This is a genomic window from Cupriavidus sp. 22TCCZM01-5, from assembly GCF_057798915.1.
Window position 1 is genome coordinate 116,978 of record NZ_JBYOJR010000018.1, and the last position, 13,318, is coordinate 130,295.

The following is a 13,318-nucleotide window of genomic DNA, read 5'->3' on the forward strand; positions in this document are numbered from 1 at the left end:
GCCTTCCTCCCGTTCAGATGCCCATGAACTCGGAGAACGCCTCCAGCGCTGCGCGCGGCGCGCGCAACTGGTTGGCGGGCGCCTCGGGATCTTCGTAGCCGATTGCCATGCCCGTGAACAGCATCCGCTCCGGCGGCAGCGACAGGAAGCTGCCGAGCGTCTGCGGATAGATCGCCCAGCATTCCTGCGCGCAACTGTCCAGGCCTTCCTCGCGCAGCAGCAGCATCACCGTCTGCAGGTACATGCCAAGGTCCGACCATTGCGGCGGCCCCATGCGCCGGTCGACGCTGCAGAACAGCGCCAGCGGCGCGCCGAAGAACGCGAAGTTGTTGGCGAACTGCGCCAGGCGGCGCTGCTTGTCTTCGCGCGGGATATCGAGGCAGCGATACAGCGCCTCGCCGACCTCGAAGCGCCGGTCGCGATAGGGGGAGGCGAGCTCGCGCGGATAGATGTCGTACTCGCGGTCTTCGCCACCGGGCGCTTGCGCCACGCGCTGGCGCATGATGCCTTTCAGCCGATCCATCTCATCGCCGCCGACCACGTGAATGTGCCACGGCTGCAGGTTGCCGCCCGAGGGCGCGCGTGCCGCGGCGGCCAGCACGCGGCGGATGGTATCGGGAGCGACGGGCTTCGGCAGAAAACCACGCACGGATTTGCGGCTGTCCACCGCCTGGCTGACTTTCATGTCCACTCCTGCTCAGGCGAACGGCGGCTCGCCGCTCCAGTCGAAGAAGTCCGGCAGGTCCTGCGACACGCGATCCGGGAAGGCGGCGGGGCGCTTTTCGAGGAAGGCGCTGACGCCTTCCTTGACATCGGCCGAACGGCCGCGCGACTGGATCGCCCGGCTGTCGAGCTTGTGCGCCTCCATCGGGTGGCTGGCCCCGGCCATGCGCCAGATCAGCTGGCGCGAGATCGCGACGGACACCGGCGCCGCGTTGTCGGCGATTTCCCGCGCAATGGCGCGCGCGGCCGGCAACAGGTCCTCGGGCGCATGGAGCGAACGGACCAGGCCGCGCTCGAACGCTTCCTGGGCCGAGAACACGCGGCCGGTGTAGCACCATTCGAGCGCGGTCGAGATACCGACCACGCGCGACAGGAACCACGAAGACGCGGCTTCCGGCGTAATGCCGCGCCGTGCGAACACAAAGCCGAACTTGGCATCGGTGGACGCCAGCCGGATGTCCATGGGCAGCTGCATGGTCACGCCGACGCCGACCGCCGCGCCGTTCACCGCGCCGATGACCGGCTTGAGGCTGCGGAAGATGCGCAGCGACACGCGGCCGCCGCCGTCGCGGTGGGTCGTGTCGGGCCTTGCGCCATAGCGCTTCTCGTAGTCGAAGGTGGAGCTGCCGCCCGACAGGTCCGCGCCCGCGCAGAAGGCGCGGCCGGAACCCGTGACGATGACGGCGCGCACGTTGTCGTCGGCATCGGTGGCGTCGAAGGCGGCGATCAGGTCCTGCATCATCTGGCCGGTGAAGGCGTTGAGCTGCTCGGGCCGGTGCAGGGTGATGGTCGCTATGCCGTCTTCCACGGCATAGCGCAGGGTCTCGAAGGTCGGGGTGGGTTGGTTCATGACGGTCCAGGCGGCGTGGGTGGGTCTGGCCCACACTAGTGCAGAATGCGTCTCCTGCAATCGTCGCTTCCGACGAAGCTAAGGCGCGCGCGGGCACCTTAGACTGCCCTGCGTGGCGCAGGCTGCCCGGGACGGCAGGCCGCGCGGCTGAAACCAAGGACAACCATGAAGACACGTATCACCGAAATGCTGGGAATCCGCTACCCGATCATCCAGGGCGGCATGCAATGGGTGGGTTATGCCGAGATGGCGGCTGCTGTTTCCAATGCCGGCGGGCTGGGCATCCTGACCGCGCTGACGCAGCCGACGCCCGAGGCGCTGGCCGAGGAAATCCGCCGCTGCCGTGAAATGACCGATCGTCCCTTCGGTGTCAATCTCACGCTGCTGCCGTCGATCAACCCGCCGCCGTATGCGCGCTATCTCGATGCCATCATCGAAAGCGGCGTCAAGGTGCTGGAAACGGCAGGCAACAATCCCAAGGAACACATCGCGCGCGCCAAGGCCGCCGGCCTGAAGGTGATCCACAAGTGCGTGGCGATCCGACACGCGCTGTCGGCCGAGCGCCTGGGTGTCGACGCGGTGTCGATCGACGGTTTCGAGTGCGCGGGCCATCCCGGCGAAGACGATGTGCCGGGCATGGTGCTGATTCCGCTGGCGGCGCGCCGGCTGAAGATTCCCGTCATCGCGTCGGGTGGCATCGCCGACGGCCGCGGCATGGCAGCGGCCCTGGTGCTGGGCGCCGAGGGCGTGAACATGGGCACGCGCTTCTGCGCCACGCGCGAGGCGCCCATCCACGACAACATCAAGCAAGCGCTGGTTGCCGCCAGCGAGCGCGACACCAACCTGATCTTCCGCACCATGCACAACACCGCGCGCGTGCTGAAGAACGCCGTGTCGAATGAGGTGGTCAGCATCGAACGCCGCCCGGGCGGGGCCGAGTTCGAGGAAGTGCGGCACCTGGTCGCCGGTCAGCGTGGCAAGGCGGCGCTGGTATCGGGCGAGCCCGATGGCGGCATCGTGAGCGCGGGCCAGTGCGTGGGCCTGATCGACGATGTGCCGAGCTGCGAGGAACTGGTCGCGCGCATGGTGGCGGAGTGCCGCGAGCAACTCGGCGTCGCTTCGCGCTATTTCGGCTGAGGCCATGGCGGAAGCGGATATTGCCGCCATGGCGGCCGGCGACGAGGCCTCGGCCGGGGGCGTGCCCGAGGGCTTCGTGGCCTTGCGCAAGCTGGACGGCTACATGGGCCACTTCGGCCAGCTGTACGTCAATTTGCAGCGCCGGACCCTGGCCGTGCGCGTCGGCGAGCACCATCTGAACAATCTCGGCATTCCGCACGGCGGCATGCTGGCCACGCTGGCCGATACGGCGATCGGGATGATGATGCAGATCGAGACCAAGCGGAAGAACAACGCCGTCACGGTCAACCTGAGCCTGGACTACCTCGATGCCGCGCGCGTCGGCGACTGGCTCGAGGCACGCGTGGAATTCGACAAGCTCGGGTCGCGCCTGCGCTATGGCACATGCCGCGTGATGAGCGGCGAGCGCTGCCTGCTGCGCGCGACCGCCATTTTCGCCGTGCTCGCGCCGCGGACCTGATCGGCGGCGCTCGTTTCGTCGCTTCCGACGACGCGCGCGCCGCACGGCATCCCCAGAATGCGTGCATCTAGGCTATACGGCTGGCCATTGTCGCCGGCATCGTTCAAGGAGATCACATGGCAGAGGCATATATCGTTGGTGCGGTACGTACCGCGGGTGGACGCAAAGGCGGCAGGCTGGCCGGCTGGCATCCGGCCGACCTGGCTGCTGAAGTACTCAACGCGCTGCTCGACCGCACCGGTGCCGATCCCGCGCTGGTCGAAGACGTCATCATGGGTTGCGTGAGCCAGGTCGGCGAACAGGCCGGCAACGTGGCGCGCAACGCCATCCTGGCGTCCCGCCTGCCCGAAAGCGTCCCGGGCACCTCGGTCGACCGCCAGTGCGGTTCGTCGCAACAGGCGCTGCACTTTGCGGCGCAGGCGGTGATGTCGGGTGCGATGGACATCGTCATCGCCGCTGGCATGGAAAGCATGACGCGCGTGCCGATGGGACTGTCGTCGCAGCTGCCGGCCAAGAATGGCTTTGGCGTGCCGAAGAGCCCGAACATCGAGCAGCGTTACCCGGGCGTGCAGTTCAGCCAGTTCACGGGCGCGGAAATGATCGCGCGCAACTACGGCTTTTCGCGCGAGGACCTGGACCGTTACGCATTGCTGAGCCACCAGCGCGCCGCCGCTGCGACCCGCGCGGGCCGCTTCAACGGCGAGATCGTGCCGGTAGAAGTCCGCCTGGCCGATGGCACCCGTAACGGCGAGATGCATACCGCCGACGAAGGCATTCGCGCGGATGCGACGCTGGAATCGATCGGCAGCGTCAAGCTGATCGCCGAAGGCGGGCGCGTGACCGCAGCCACGGCCAGCCAGATCTGCGACGGCGCGGCAGGCCTGATGGTGGTCAACGAAGCCGGCCTGAAGAAGCTGGGCGTCAAGCCGCTGGCGCGCGTGCACCACATGACCGTGATCGGCCATGATCCGGTGATCATGCTGGAGGCGCCGCTGCCGGCTACGCAGCACGCGCTCAAGAAGGCAGGCATGAGCATCAACGACATCGACCTGTACGAAGTGAACGAGGCCTTTGCGCCTGTGCCGCTCGCATGGCTCAAGGCGACGGGTGCGGATCCGGAACGACTGAATGTCCATGGCGGCGCCATCGCGCTGGGCCATCCGCTGGGCGGCTCGGGCGCCAAGCTGATGACCACGCTGATCCATTCGCTCCATACGCATGGCAAGCGCTACGGCCTGCAGACCATGTGCGAAGGCGGCGGGCTGGCCAACGTCACCATTATCGAGCGCCTGTAAGCGCTGCATTCGCCCGGTACGGCGGTGGGCAAGGTGTAAAGGGGGCAGTACCGGCGGCGCGGGCATGTCAAAGTGCCCGCGCCAGTTGCCGGGGCCACGCTCCATTCCGAGCCCGGATCCCCGGGAATCCATCCGGCAGGACCCATTGGCGGCGCCAGGCGCCGCGGACTCAGGCGAACGTCTGCGCGCTGCGGCGGTCCGGCAGCTCCAGGTGCGGCACGCTGTTGAAACTCAGCAAGCGCCGCGTGCCGCGGCCGACGATGATTTCGCAGAACCCTGTATTGCGGAACTGAAGGTTCAGCTCGATGGCGGTTTGCGCAGGAGCGCCCAGCAGGTCGGCGGCTGCGCGGCCGATGGCGCCGCCCGAGCTGACCACCAGGATGGCATCTTCACGCGAGGCACCTTCGCATGCCTGCATCAGCGCCGCGTCGATGCGTGCACCGAACTCGGCCCATGATTCCGGCATATCGGCCAGGGTGTCCTGGGTCCATGCCTGGTAGGCCGCCCTGAACGTACGCCAGTAGTCCTGGTAGTCGCCGTTCTGGTGGGCTCGATGGTCTGCGCCGCCGGTATAGGACCGGTACAGCGCTTCGCCGTCGTATTCGTTCAGGCCCGGATGCGATTCAATCGAGGATCCGCAGGTGCCCATGGCTGAGAGAATCTCGGCGGCCGTGTCCCGCTGGCGCACCAGCGTGCCGGCCACGACGCGCTTCAGGCCGATGCCCCGATCACGGAAATACTCGCCGAGCCAGCGCGCCTGCTGCCGGCCGGTTTCGGAAAGGCAATCGTAATTGGCCGCGCCGAACGAGGCCTGTCCGTGCCGTACGAGGAAGAGGGTTGCCATGAATGATTTCTAGGTTCGATTTGCCGGTGCTCCACGAATCAGCGGAGCGGTGGCAGGAACGGCCGGATGCACCGAAGGACACATCCAGTGTGTAAGCGGATTCTAGGGGGCTTGCATGCGCCGTCAAAGCAAGGCGCATGCAAATTCATAGCGGCTATCGCCGGCCTGCATTACCTTCGGCCGGCAACAGGCAGGCACCCGTAACGGGAGTCAGGCCGGCGCCACTTCCACGCCCAGGTAGGCGGTCAGCATGCGGGTCATCTCGACTGGCAGCCGTTCGTCGTCCAGATGGAACGGCCCGGAATCGTTGAGCACCGCGTTGACAAGCATGCTGAATACCGCCTGCATGGCAAAGCGCACTCGCTGCTCGGCCTCGGTGGCGGGCAAGGGCAGGCGCGGCACCAGCAGCAGCACCATGCACTCGACCACCGCGTCGCCGTTCTGGCGATGTGGCAGCCATTCCTCAGGGCGAGTCGAAGCATGCCGTAGTGAAGCGCGGATGACGCCACGGTTGGCAATGACGCCGAGCACGAGGAAGCGCATGGTCTTCTCAAGCACCGTGTGCGTTGCGACGTCCTCCCATCGCTGCTGGGCCAGGTAGCGTTCGACTGACTCGGCCGTTTCCTGGATCACCAGGGCGCGCAAGGCCTCGAAGTAGGCCATCTTGTCGCGGAAGCGGCCATAGAAGGCCCCCACCGACACCTGGCACGCCGCAGCGATCTGGGCCACGGATACTGCGGCAAAGTCCCGTTGCGCCAGCAGTTCGCGTCCCGCGCCGAGCAGTGCCTGTTCGGTTTCGCGTGCGCGGCGCTGGCGCGGTGGCTGCAGGATCGAGGGGGTCTCCACGCGCGGAAAGGCGGAAGACGGGAAGGTGCCTCCTGTTGTAGTGTCTCGCATTTTTTATTTAGATAATTCGAATTACGATTCGGTTTTGAACCATACGGGCAGGGTGGTGGGGACGTCAAGCACGTTTTCACATTTCCGTCAGGTACGTCACTTGATATCGCGACGGTCTTACGGGGCGCGGGACGCCCACTCCTCATGTGCCGCGATCTACAGCGAACCAAACAGGGCACCGAGTCCATAGGTGAATGCCGCGGCCATGGCGCCAATCAGGATCTGCCTGGCGGCGGAGAACCAGCCATTGCGGCCATTGAAGGTTGACGTGCCCCACCCGACCAGACCCAGGGCTCCAAGGCAGGCCAGGATGCTCGACAGCTTTGCCGAAGGGCCGCTAGTGACCAGGAAGGGCAGCAGGGGCACCAGCGCGCCGCTGCCATACAAGACGAACGAGATCACTGCCGCCTGCACCGGATTGCCGCCGCGCTCCTTGGGGTTGATGCCAAGGACATCGCGCGCGAAGGTGTCGACCGCTGCCTTCGGGTTGCGCATGATTTCCGCCGCTTCACGCTCGGCGTCTGCGCGCGTGACGCCTTTGGCGGCAAGCACCGATACCAGCCTGTGCATGGCTGTGTCCGGCGCGTGCGCAATTTCGTGGGCCATGTCGCTAAGTCGCTTGGTGTTCATCTCGCGGCTGTTGGTGACCGACAGCCACTCGCCCAGCGCCATCGAGCACGCGCCAGCGATCAGGCCGGCGAGGCCTGCCAGAACCACGGCTTCACGCGTGGCCGCCGCGCCTTCCATGCCCATGACCAGGCAAAAGCTGGAGACCAGGCCATCGTTGACGCCGAGCACCGCGGCGCGCAGCGCGTTGCCGGTGGGGCGGTGGATCAGCCTGCGCACACGGGAGGCGAGACCGGCATGAGGTGGGGCATCGGACAAGGGCATGTCGCGTGGGGGGCACAGGTTGGTTCTCTATGTAACGAACTTAGCAGCGGCCGGGCTTCAGCGAAAGCGCGGCTCGAGGTCCTCGCGCATCCATGCAAGGAAGGCGCGAGTGCGGGCCGGCAGCAGGCGCGCGTGCGGATAGATCAGCGATAGTGGCCAGGCGGGCAGTTCGAAAGGCTCGAGCACAATGCGCAACTGCCGGTGCCGGACCAGTTCGTCGACCTGGTAGGACAGGAAATGCCCGAAGCCCGCGCCGGCCGCGCACGCGGCCACCGCGGGAGCGGTCTGGTTGAATTCCAGGTTGCCCGCGACCGGTACCTGGAATTCCTTGCCTTGCTGCTGGAAGGTCCACCAGTGTGCGCTGGAGCCTGTCACGCGGATGCACGCAGCATGGGCCAGTTCATCCGGGTGCCCTGGCACGCCATGGCGGCGCAGTAGCGCTGGCGCGGCCACAACGACTCGGCGGATGTGGCCGACAGTCTGCGCGACCAGCGTGGAATCGGCCAGCGGACCGATGCGCACGCCGACATCCAGGTCCTCTTCGAGCAGGTTGACGACACGGTCGGTGAATGACATGCGGCATTGCACCTTCGGGTAGCGCTGTGCGAAGCGTGTCACGGCGGGGGCTACGTACATCTGGCCAAACAGCATCGGTGCGGTCAGGTGGAGCTGGCCGGTTGGCTCGACGTGGCGTTCGGTCAGACCGGCTTCCACTTCGTCGATGGTGGCAAGGATGCGTCTGCAGCTGTCGAGATAACGCCGGCCCTCGTCAGTGAGCGACAGGCGCCGGGTGGTGCGGTTGAGCAGGCGGACCTGCAGCGCCGACTCCAGTGCGGCCAACGAACGTACCACGGCTGGCAGCGAGGAATCGAGCGACGCGGCGGCGGCGGTCAGGCTGCCGTCGTCGACGATGCGCACGAAAGTCTGCATGGCTCTCAGCTTGTCCATGTCGGCACATTACTCCGATTTCCGGAGTAGTCAAATACGATCGGTCATCTTTATTGCGAGCCTGGCCAATCCCACAATGACCTCATTCCATCCCCAGCCAACGGAGTCTGCCATGCCCAATCCGACCGCGCCGTCCGCTCCCTCGACACCGCTGATCCTGTATCGCTTTCCGCTGTCCGGCCACGCGCACCGCGCGGAACTGATGCTTTCCTTGCTGGGCCTGCCATACCGGCTGGTCGACGTCGACCTGCGTGGCGGCGAGCACAAGCGCGAGGCGTTCCTGCGTCTCAATCCGTTCGGGCAGGTGCCGGTGCTCGATGACGCCGGCACGATCGTCAGCGACTCGAATGCCATCCTGGTGTACCTTGCCATGCGCTATGACGACGGCAACTGGCTGCCGCGCGATCCGGCCGGGGCCGCGGCGGTGCAGCGCTGGCTGTCGGTCGCGGCGGGAGAGATCGCGTTCGGTCCCGCCGCGGCGCGCCTTTCCGTGCTGTTCGGTGCCGCGCTGCCGGTTGAGGATGCGCGCGCCCGTGCCAACCGCCTGTTTGCGCTGATGGAGCCGATCCTGGTCGGCCAGCCGTTCCTGGCGGCCAGCCACGCCACGTTGGCCGATGTGGCCGCATACAGCTACATCGCGCGGGCGGAAGAGGGCGGCGTCGACCTGTCGCCATACCCGGCGCTCAATGCCTGGCTTCGGCGCATCGAGACACTGCCCGGATTCGTCCCGATGCCGGTGTCGCACGCAGGGCTCGCCGCTTGAGCGAACGCTCGCGAGCCAGCTGGCCGCGCGCGCTTTGACCATCCAGGAGTTCATCATGGAACTGCCCGAACGACCCGATCGCGATTCCCCCTTTCATGCCGGCGAGCTTGCCGCTCAGGAGCGTGCAGGCGTACGCGAGCGGATGGATGCCGCTGGCTGGCGAATGATCCGTGCCGAGATGCCCGAGCAGCACCGGACGTTCTTTGGTCAGCTGCCGTTCCTGGTTGCCGGTGCGGTCGACGACAGTGGGCTGCCGTGGGCGACACTGCTGACGGGGGAGCCGGGCTTTGCCTATTCGCCTGACCCGGGCCATCTGCGCGTGGATGCCTTGCCAACGGCCGGCGACCCGCTCCAGCCATGGCTGAAGGAGGGAAGGCGCATTGGTCTGCTCGGCATCGAGCTGCCAACGCGGCGCCGCAATCGCATGAACGGCACGATCGCCATGCGTGATGACGGCGGCATCACCGTGGCGGTCGAACAGAGCTTCGGTAACTGCCCGCGCTATATCCAGTTGCGCCAACTGGACCACGCCCGGTCTTCGGAGCCGTCGGCCGTTGCATGGCAGGGAAGTGAACTGGATACGGCCGCCATGGCCCTGCTGCGCAGTGCGGACACCCTGTTCGTCGCCAGCCACTACAAGGCGAAGCAAGGCGAGGTTAGCGGCGATGGCGAAGGCGTCGATGTGTCTCACCGCGGCGGCAAGCCAGGCTTCATTCGCGTGGACGACGCGCGCACGCTGACCTTTCCAGATTTCAGCGGCAACAATCTCTTCAATACCATTGGCAACCTGCTGGTCAATCCGCGTGCCGGGATCGTCGTGCCGGACTTCTGCAACGGTTCCCTGCTGCATCTCAGTGGCGAAGCCGAAGTGATCTGGGATGGCGCCGAGGTCCGTGCTTTTGCGGGCGCGGAGCGGCTGGTGCGCGTGCATGTGGCTTCCGTTGTGTGCCGCGAACATGCGCTGCCATGGCGTGGGCAACTTCATGAGTACTCCCCGTGGCTGGCAGACACCGGCTCCTGGGCGGAAGGCTGGCGCGGGGCTTGAACGATTAGCACCAGACCTTGTTTGCATGGAAAGCCAATGTGAGGGCTACAAAAATGTCATAAAAACGTCACAATAGCGGCTGGCCGTCGCCGGACGTCTGCCGCTACCGCTGGTATCCGCGGTGGCCCATACAAGGAGAAATAAGACATGAAGACGTCGAAGAACGAGCCGCGGTCCCGTCCGAACCCTTTCCGGCGTGCCCTGCTTGCCTTGGCCGCGGCACCGCTCGCCATCGCGGCGGGTACCGCGCAAGCGGCGTGGCCTGAGAAGCCGATCAGGCTGGTGGTGGCCTTCCCGCCGGGCGGGCCGGTCGATACCCACGCGCGGCTGCTGGCGGAAAAGCTGCAGCCGCTGCTTGGCCAGTCGATCGTGCTGGACTACAAGGCTGGTGCCGCGGGCAATATCGGCTCCGACAACGTCGCCAAGTCGGCCCCGGACGGCTACACCTTGCTACTGGCCAATACCGGACAGATGGCCATCAACAATTCGCTGTATCCGAACCTGCCTTACAGCATGCCGAAGGATTTCGCACCGGTCGCGCGTACCGCGCTCATTCCGCTTGTGATGGTGGTGAACAACAACGTGCCGGCGCGCAACCTCAAGGAGTTCATCGCTTACGCCAAGGCCAACCCCGGGAAGCTGAATTTTGCGTCGGGCGGCAACGGCGGCATCTCCCACCTGATGCCCGAACTGTTCAAGCAGGCATCGGGCACGTTCATCGTGCACATCCCCTACAAGGGCAGCGCACCGGCATTGACCGACGTGATGGGCGGCCAGGCGCAGATGATGGCCGATTCGATCCCGCTGTTCACGCAATACATCAAGGCTGGCAAAGTGCGCGCACTAGGCGTGACATCGAAGCAGCGCTCGCCGGCCTTGCCCGACGTGCCGACCCTGGAAGAGGGCGGCCTGAAGGGATTCGAAGTGGTGGGCTTCTACGGCATGCTCGCGCCGGCGGGCACGCCGAAGGAAATCGTGGCGCGCCTCTCGAACGCTTTGCATACGGTACTGGCCGACCCGGATACCAAGTCCAGGCTGGAGCAGCAGGGCGCCGAGCCTGCCTGGCAGTCGCCGGAGGCTTTTACGGCCACCATCGTGGCAGAGCAGAAGCGCTGGGGGCAGGCTGTAAAAGTGTCGGGCGCCAAGATCGACTGAGTCCGGCAGCGCCGGAAGCTGCGCGTGCGCCGGCCCTTATTGGAGGGTGCGGTGTTTGAGTGCGCCGCAATTCCCGACGAGCGTGGTGACGCAGCAAGCGTCGCCGCGCCATTCTCCCCACATGACCGCGTCGTCCGGCCCCGCTACCAGCCGGCGTTCGCAGCGGCCAGGCGGGCGCGATGCATCCGCGCCGGCGTCGTGGGCTTCAGTGCCCGGTGGCCTGGCGGGTGGCGGCACAATATCTTGCCAAACGTAGGCCGTGCCGCCGGGTACCGCCTGCACGGTCTGCGGTGGCCCCCACTGAGCCTTGGCCTCGTCGATGGGTACCCCCTTCCAGGAGTCGAGCAAGTCCTGCATCGTACGGTTTTCCATGCTGGCGCAAGCACTGGTCAGTGTCATTGCGAATGCTGCTGCCGCTGCGGGGGCAGTACAAACGATCGCGGCCCGGCGGGCGCGCCGGGCGAGGAGAAGGAAACATGAGGCCGGCATGGGGCGACTCCGCGGCTGCACATCAGGGAGCCAGGCCCCTCAATGAAGGCTAGCGGAGCCGCTCCGAGCGGTGCAAGCGGGCTATGCGTGCTGGCGCACGGAGGCCCGGAACTTTGACGCGTCAGACGTCGAACAGACCTGGCGATGGTTGATGCCGGGCCCGAGCCTTGCCTGATACCTGCCTGCGTGGTGCTGTCGAAATGGCACCGTCGTTGGAAACGGGGGGCTCGCAAAGGGCAAGCTCGAAGCTGCGCGTAGAGGCAAGGTGCACGACGTGCGGCATCCACTGCGGCAGCCGTGAAACCAGGATCTGGTAGGTATCCAGTTCGAATCGCGCAGGCGCTGCAAGCAGGGCCGCGGCATCATCTTGGGTTGGTGCCGAGCCCAAATAGCACCAGTCCTCCACGACATGCCACCAGTTTTGCGTTCCCGAAGCTTCGGACCAGGCGACCGGGCCACTGAAGGGCCAGGGTTTGAGTTCCGATCCCGCCATGGCCTTGGCGATTCTCGCGCGGTGGCTGCGTGAATCCTCTTCACCGACGCAGGCACCCTCACATCGGTGAAGCTGTCGCGCGAAACAGGGACTACCTGCGCGTGTCGTCTTCTCCAGCAAAAGCGTTGCGTGGCAGAGTTGATGATCATCGGCCAGCCGGCGAAGCCAGGCTTGCGCTGCGCCTCGGCTCGGGAACGTGCCATACAGATGGCCGCGGCGGCTGAAGTCGGTGTCGTCGTCCGAACGCAGGCGCGGCACGGGCAGTTCCGAAGCCAGCTCCCACGTGTACAGCCGGTTGTTCCGGCGCAGCATCTGATTGTGGATGGGCTGCATGGACTTGACCAGGCTTGCTTCGAGCAGCAGGGCGCCGATTTCCCCGCCGGTCTCGCGCCATTCCACGCGCCGGACTAGCCGGGCCAGGCGCATGTCCTTGCCGACGCGGTGGTCGCCGGAGAAATGCGCGCCGATCCGTTGCCGCAGATGCACGCTCTTGCCTATATAGAGTGGCGCATCGTTGTCGCCGTAGAACAGATAGACTCCCGCGGTATCTGGCACGTCGTCCAGCGCCGTTTCTTCAAGGCCGGCGGGCAGGCTGGCGCGGCGGACCAGCGCTTGCGTGGCGGCAGCGATGAGCTCCACGGAATAAAGCGCATGGATCTTCTGCCAGAACTGCCAGAGCAGTTCGGCATCGGCCAGCGCCCGGTGGCGTGCGCGGGGCTCGAGCCCGAAGCGGGCAACAAGCGCGTCAAGCCCGTGCTTTGCCGCCGACGGGAACAGGGAGCGCGACAGCCTGACCGTGCACAGGACATCCGCACGGAAGGTGAGCCCCGCGCGGCGGAATTCGTTCTTCAGGAATCCGTAGTCGAAGCGCGCGTTGTGGGCGACGAAAAGCCGGCCTTGCAGCCGCTCGGCCAATGTCTCGGCGATCGACGCGAACGTGGGCTGACCTCGGACCATCTCATCCGTGATGCCGGTCAGGCGCTGGATGAACGGTGGAATGCTTGCGCCGGGGTCTAGCAGCGTGTCCCACTCCTGGATTCCATCCGGGCCGACCTCCACGACACCGATCTCGGTGATCCGGTCATGCTGGGCATCGGCGCCGGTGGTTTCCAGGTCCACGAACACGATTGGACGCAATAGCGCCGCCGCGAGGGATTGCGCGTCGGCGTAGGTCGCTTTTGCTGGCGGCTGGCCTGCGAGAGAGGGAGGAGTGTCCTGCATAAGCAGATTCTAAGGGGGCTGGGCCGGCATCAGAGTGTGATTAAAAAACGCTTGCCAAGGCTGCCCTGGTCCCGTAGTATTCGCCCCCTCGCAACACAACGCGGCGC

General features: G+C 66.1%; 14 protein-coding genes. 6 read left to right on the forward strand and 8 right to left on the reverse strand.

What is annotated here, in order from left to right; all coding sequences use genetic code 11:
- Positions 1-13 precede the first annotated feature (13 nt).
- Both AC3FNH_RS18090 and AC3FNH_RS18095 read right to left on the reverse strand, forming a co-directional pair.
- Positions 14-685 carry a nitroreductase gene (locus AC3FNH_RS18090; protein WP_276100925.1) on the reverse strand — a complete coding sequence of 224 codons (672 nt, stop codon included), beginning with the start codon at positions 683-685 and terminating at the stop codon, positions 14-16.
- Positions 686-697: 12 nt separating this feature from the next.
- Complete coding sequence (locus tag AC3FNH_RS18095; RefSeq protein ID WP_488721063.1) at positions 698-1,573, reverse strand: crotonase/enoyl-CoA hydratase family protein; 876 nt, start codon at positions 1,571-1,573, stop codon at positions 698-700.
- A gap of 165 nt (positions 1,574-1,738) precedes the next feature.
- Between AC3FNH_RS18095 and AC3FNH_RS18100 the strand changes: the two genes are divergently transcribed.
- The 3 genes from AC3FNH_RS18100 (at position 1,739) to AC3FNH_RS18110 (ending at position 4,465) form a co-directional block, all read left to right on the forward strand.
- Positions 1,739-2,710 carry an NAD(P)H-dependent flavin oxidoreductase gene (locus AC3FNH_RS18100; protein ID WP_488721064.1) on the forward strand — a complete coding sequence of 324 codons (972 nt, stop codon included), beginning with the start codon at positions 1,739-1,741 and terminating at the stop codon, positions 2,708-2,710.
- A 4-nt stretch (positions 2,711-2,714) separates the two neighbouring features.
- Positions 2,715-3,170 (forward strand): PaaI family thioesterase, encoded by a 456-nt coding sequence (locus AC3FNH_RS18105; RefSeq protein WP_488721065.1) that lies wholly within the window; start codon positions 2,715-2,717, stop codon positions 3,168-3,170.
- A gap of 116 nt (positions 3,171-3,286) precedes the next feature.
- Positions 3,287-4,465, forward strand: coding sequence for an acetyl-CoA C-acetyltransferase (locus AC3FNH_RS18110; RefSeq protein WP_488721066.1), 1,179 nt, complete (start codon positions 3,287-3,289; stop codon positions 4,463-4,465).
- Positions 4,466-4,634: 169 nt separating this feature from the next.
- Here AC3FNH_RS18110 and AC3FNH_RS18115 read toward each other — a convergent pair whose 3' ends face one another.
- The 4 genes from AC3FNH_RS18115 to AC3FNH_RS18130 all read right to left on the reverse strand — a co-directional run bounded on the left by AC3FNH_RS18115 (position 4,635) and on the right by AC3FNH_RS18130 (position 8,045).
- Positions 4,635-5,309, reverse strand: a complete 675-nt coding sequence (locus AC3FNH_RS18115; RefSeq protein ID WP_488721067.1) for a histidine phosphatase family protein — start codon at positions 5,307-5,309, stop codon at positions 4,635-4,637.
- Positions 5,310-5,519: 210 nt separating this feature from the next.
- On the reverse strand, positions 5,520-6,206 hold the full coding sequence (locus AC3FNH_RS18120; RefSeq protein WP_276100931.1) for a TetR/AcrR family transcriptional regulator: 687 nt from the start codon (positions 6,204-6,206) through the stop codon (positions 5,520-5,522).
- Between the two features lie 156 nt (positions 6,207-6,362).
- Positions 6,363-7,097 (reverse strand): VIT1/CCC1 transporter family protein, encoded by a 735-nt coding sequence (locus tag AC3FNH_RS18125; protein ID WP_488721068.1) that lies wholly within the window; start codon positions 7,095-7,097, stop codon positions 6,363-6,365.
- Between the two features lie 57 nt (positions 7,098-7,154).
- Positions 7,155-8,045 (reverse strand): LysR family transcriptional regulator, encoded by an 891-nt coding sequence (locus tag AC3FNH_RS18130; RefSeq protein ID WP_488721069.1) that lies wholly within the window; start codon positions 8,043-8,045, stop codon positions 7,155-7,157.
- Positions 8,046-8,157: 112 nt separating this feature from the next.
- On the opposite strand from AC3FNH_RS18130, the gene AC3FNH_RS18135 reads away from it, so the two are divergent.
- The 3 genes from AC3FNH_RS18135 to AC3FNH_RS18145 all read left to right on the forward strand — a co-directional run bounded on the left by AC3FNH_RS18135 (position 8,158) and on the right by AC3FNH_RS18145 (position 11,008).
- On the forward strand, positions 8,158-8,808 hold the full coding sequence (locus tag AC3FNH_RS18135) for a glutathione S-transferase family protein (RefSeq protein WP_488721070.1): 651 nt from the start codon (positions 8,158-8,160) through the stop codon (positions 8,806-8,808).
- A 55-nt stretch (positions 8,809-8,863) separates the two neighbouring features.
- A complete protein-coding gene (locus AC3FNH_RS18140) occupies positions 8,864-9,853 on the forward strand; it encodes a flavin-nucleotide-binding protein (RefSeq protein WP_488721071.1) in 990 nt (329 codons plus the stop codon).
- 147 nt (positions 9,854-10,000) lie between these two features.
- Positions 10,001-11,008 (forward strand): Bug family tripartite tricarboxylate transporter substrate binding protein, encoded by a 1,008-nt coding sequence (locus tag AC3FNH_RS18145; protein WP_488721072.1) that lies wholly within the window; start codon positions 10,001-10,003, stop codon positions 11,006-11,008.
- 36 nt (positions 11,009-11,044) lie between these two features.
- On the opposite strand, the gene AC3FNH_RS18150 is transcribed toward AC3FNH_RS18145, so the two are convergent.
- Together AC3FNH_RS18150 and AC3FNH_RS18155 are read right to left on the reverse strand one after the other, a co-directional pair.
- Entirely contained in the window at positions 11,045-11,407 is a 363-nt protein-coding gene (locus AC3FNH_RS18150; RefSeq protein WP_346348606.1) for a hypothetical protein, read from the reverse strand.
- Positions 11,408-11,618: 211 nt separating this feature from the next.
- Positions 11,619-13,211 (reverse strand): 3'-5' exonuclease family protein, encoded by a 1,593-nt coding sequence (locus AC3FNH_RS18155; protein ID WP_488721073.1) that lies wholly within the window; start codon positions 13,209-13,211, stop codon positions 11,619-11,621.
- Positions 13,212-13,318: the final 107 nt, after the last annotated feature.

Excerpts from the sequence above, each read along its gene's own strand:
- AC3FNH_RS18145 (WP_488721072.1), top strand. The coding sequence starts at position 10,001 with ATGAAGACGTCGAAGAACGAGCCGCGGTCCCGTCCGAACCCTTTCCGG.
- AC3FNH_RS18130 (WP_488721069.1), bottom strand. The coding sequence starts at position 8,045 with ATGGACAAGCTGAGAGCCATGCAGACTTTCGTGCGCATCGTCGACGAC.
- AC3FNH_RS18110 (WP_488721066.1), top strand. The coding sequence starts at position 3,287 with ATGGCAGAGGCATATATCGTTGGTGCGGTACGTACCGCGGGTGGACGC.
- AC3FNH_RS18100 (WP_488721064.1), top strand. The coding sequence starts at position 1,739 with ATGAAGACACGTATCACCGAAATGCTGGGAATCCGCTACCCGATCATC.
- AC3FNH_RS18120 (WP_276100931.1), bottom strand. The coding sequence starts at position 6,206 with ATGCGAGACACTACAACAGGAGGCACCTTCCCGTCTTCCGCCTTTCCG.
- AC3FNH_RS18105 (WP_488721065.1), top strand. The coding sequence starts at position 2,715 with ATGGCGGAAGCGGATATTGCCGCCATGGCGGCCGGCGACGAGGCCTCG.
- AC3FNH_RS18135 (WP_488721070.1), top strand. The coding sequence starts at position 8,158 with ATGCCCAATCCGACCGCGCCGTCCGCTCCCTCGACACCGCTGATCCTG.
- AC3FNH_RS18140 (WP_488721071.1), top strand. The coding sequence starts at position 8,864 with ATGGAACTGCCCGAACGACCCGATCGCGATTCCCCCTTTCATGCCGGC.
- AC3FNH_RS18155 (WP_488721073.1), bottom strand. The coding sequence starts at position 13,211 with ATGCAGGACACTCCTCCCTCTCTCGCAGGCCAGCCGCCAGCAAAAGCG.
- AC3FNH_RS18115 (WP_488721067.1), bottom strand. The coding sequence starts at position 5,309 with ATGGCAACCCTCTTCCTCGTACGGCACGGACAGGCCTCGTTCGGCGCG.
- AC3FNH_RS18150 (WP_346348606.1), bottom strand. The coding sequence starts at position 11,407 with ATGACACTGACCAGTGCTTGCGCCAGCATGGAAAACCGTACGATGCAG.
- AC3FNH_RS18095 (WP_488721063.1), bottom strand. The coding sequence starts at position 1,573 with ATGAACCAACCCACCCCGACCTTCGAGACCCTGCGCTATGCCGTGGAA.
- AC3FNH_RS18125 (WP_488721068.1), bottom strand. The coding sequence starts at position 7,097 with ATGCCCTTGTCCGATGCCCCACCTCATGCCGGTCTCGCCTCCCGTGTG.
- AC3FNH_RS18090 (WP_276100925.1), bottom strand. The coding sequence starts at position 685 with ATGAAAGTCAGCCAGGCGGTGGACAGCCGCAAATCCGTGCGTGGTTTT.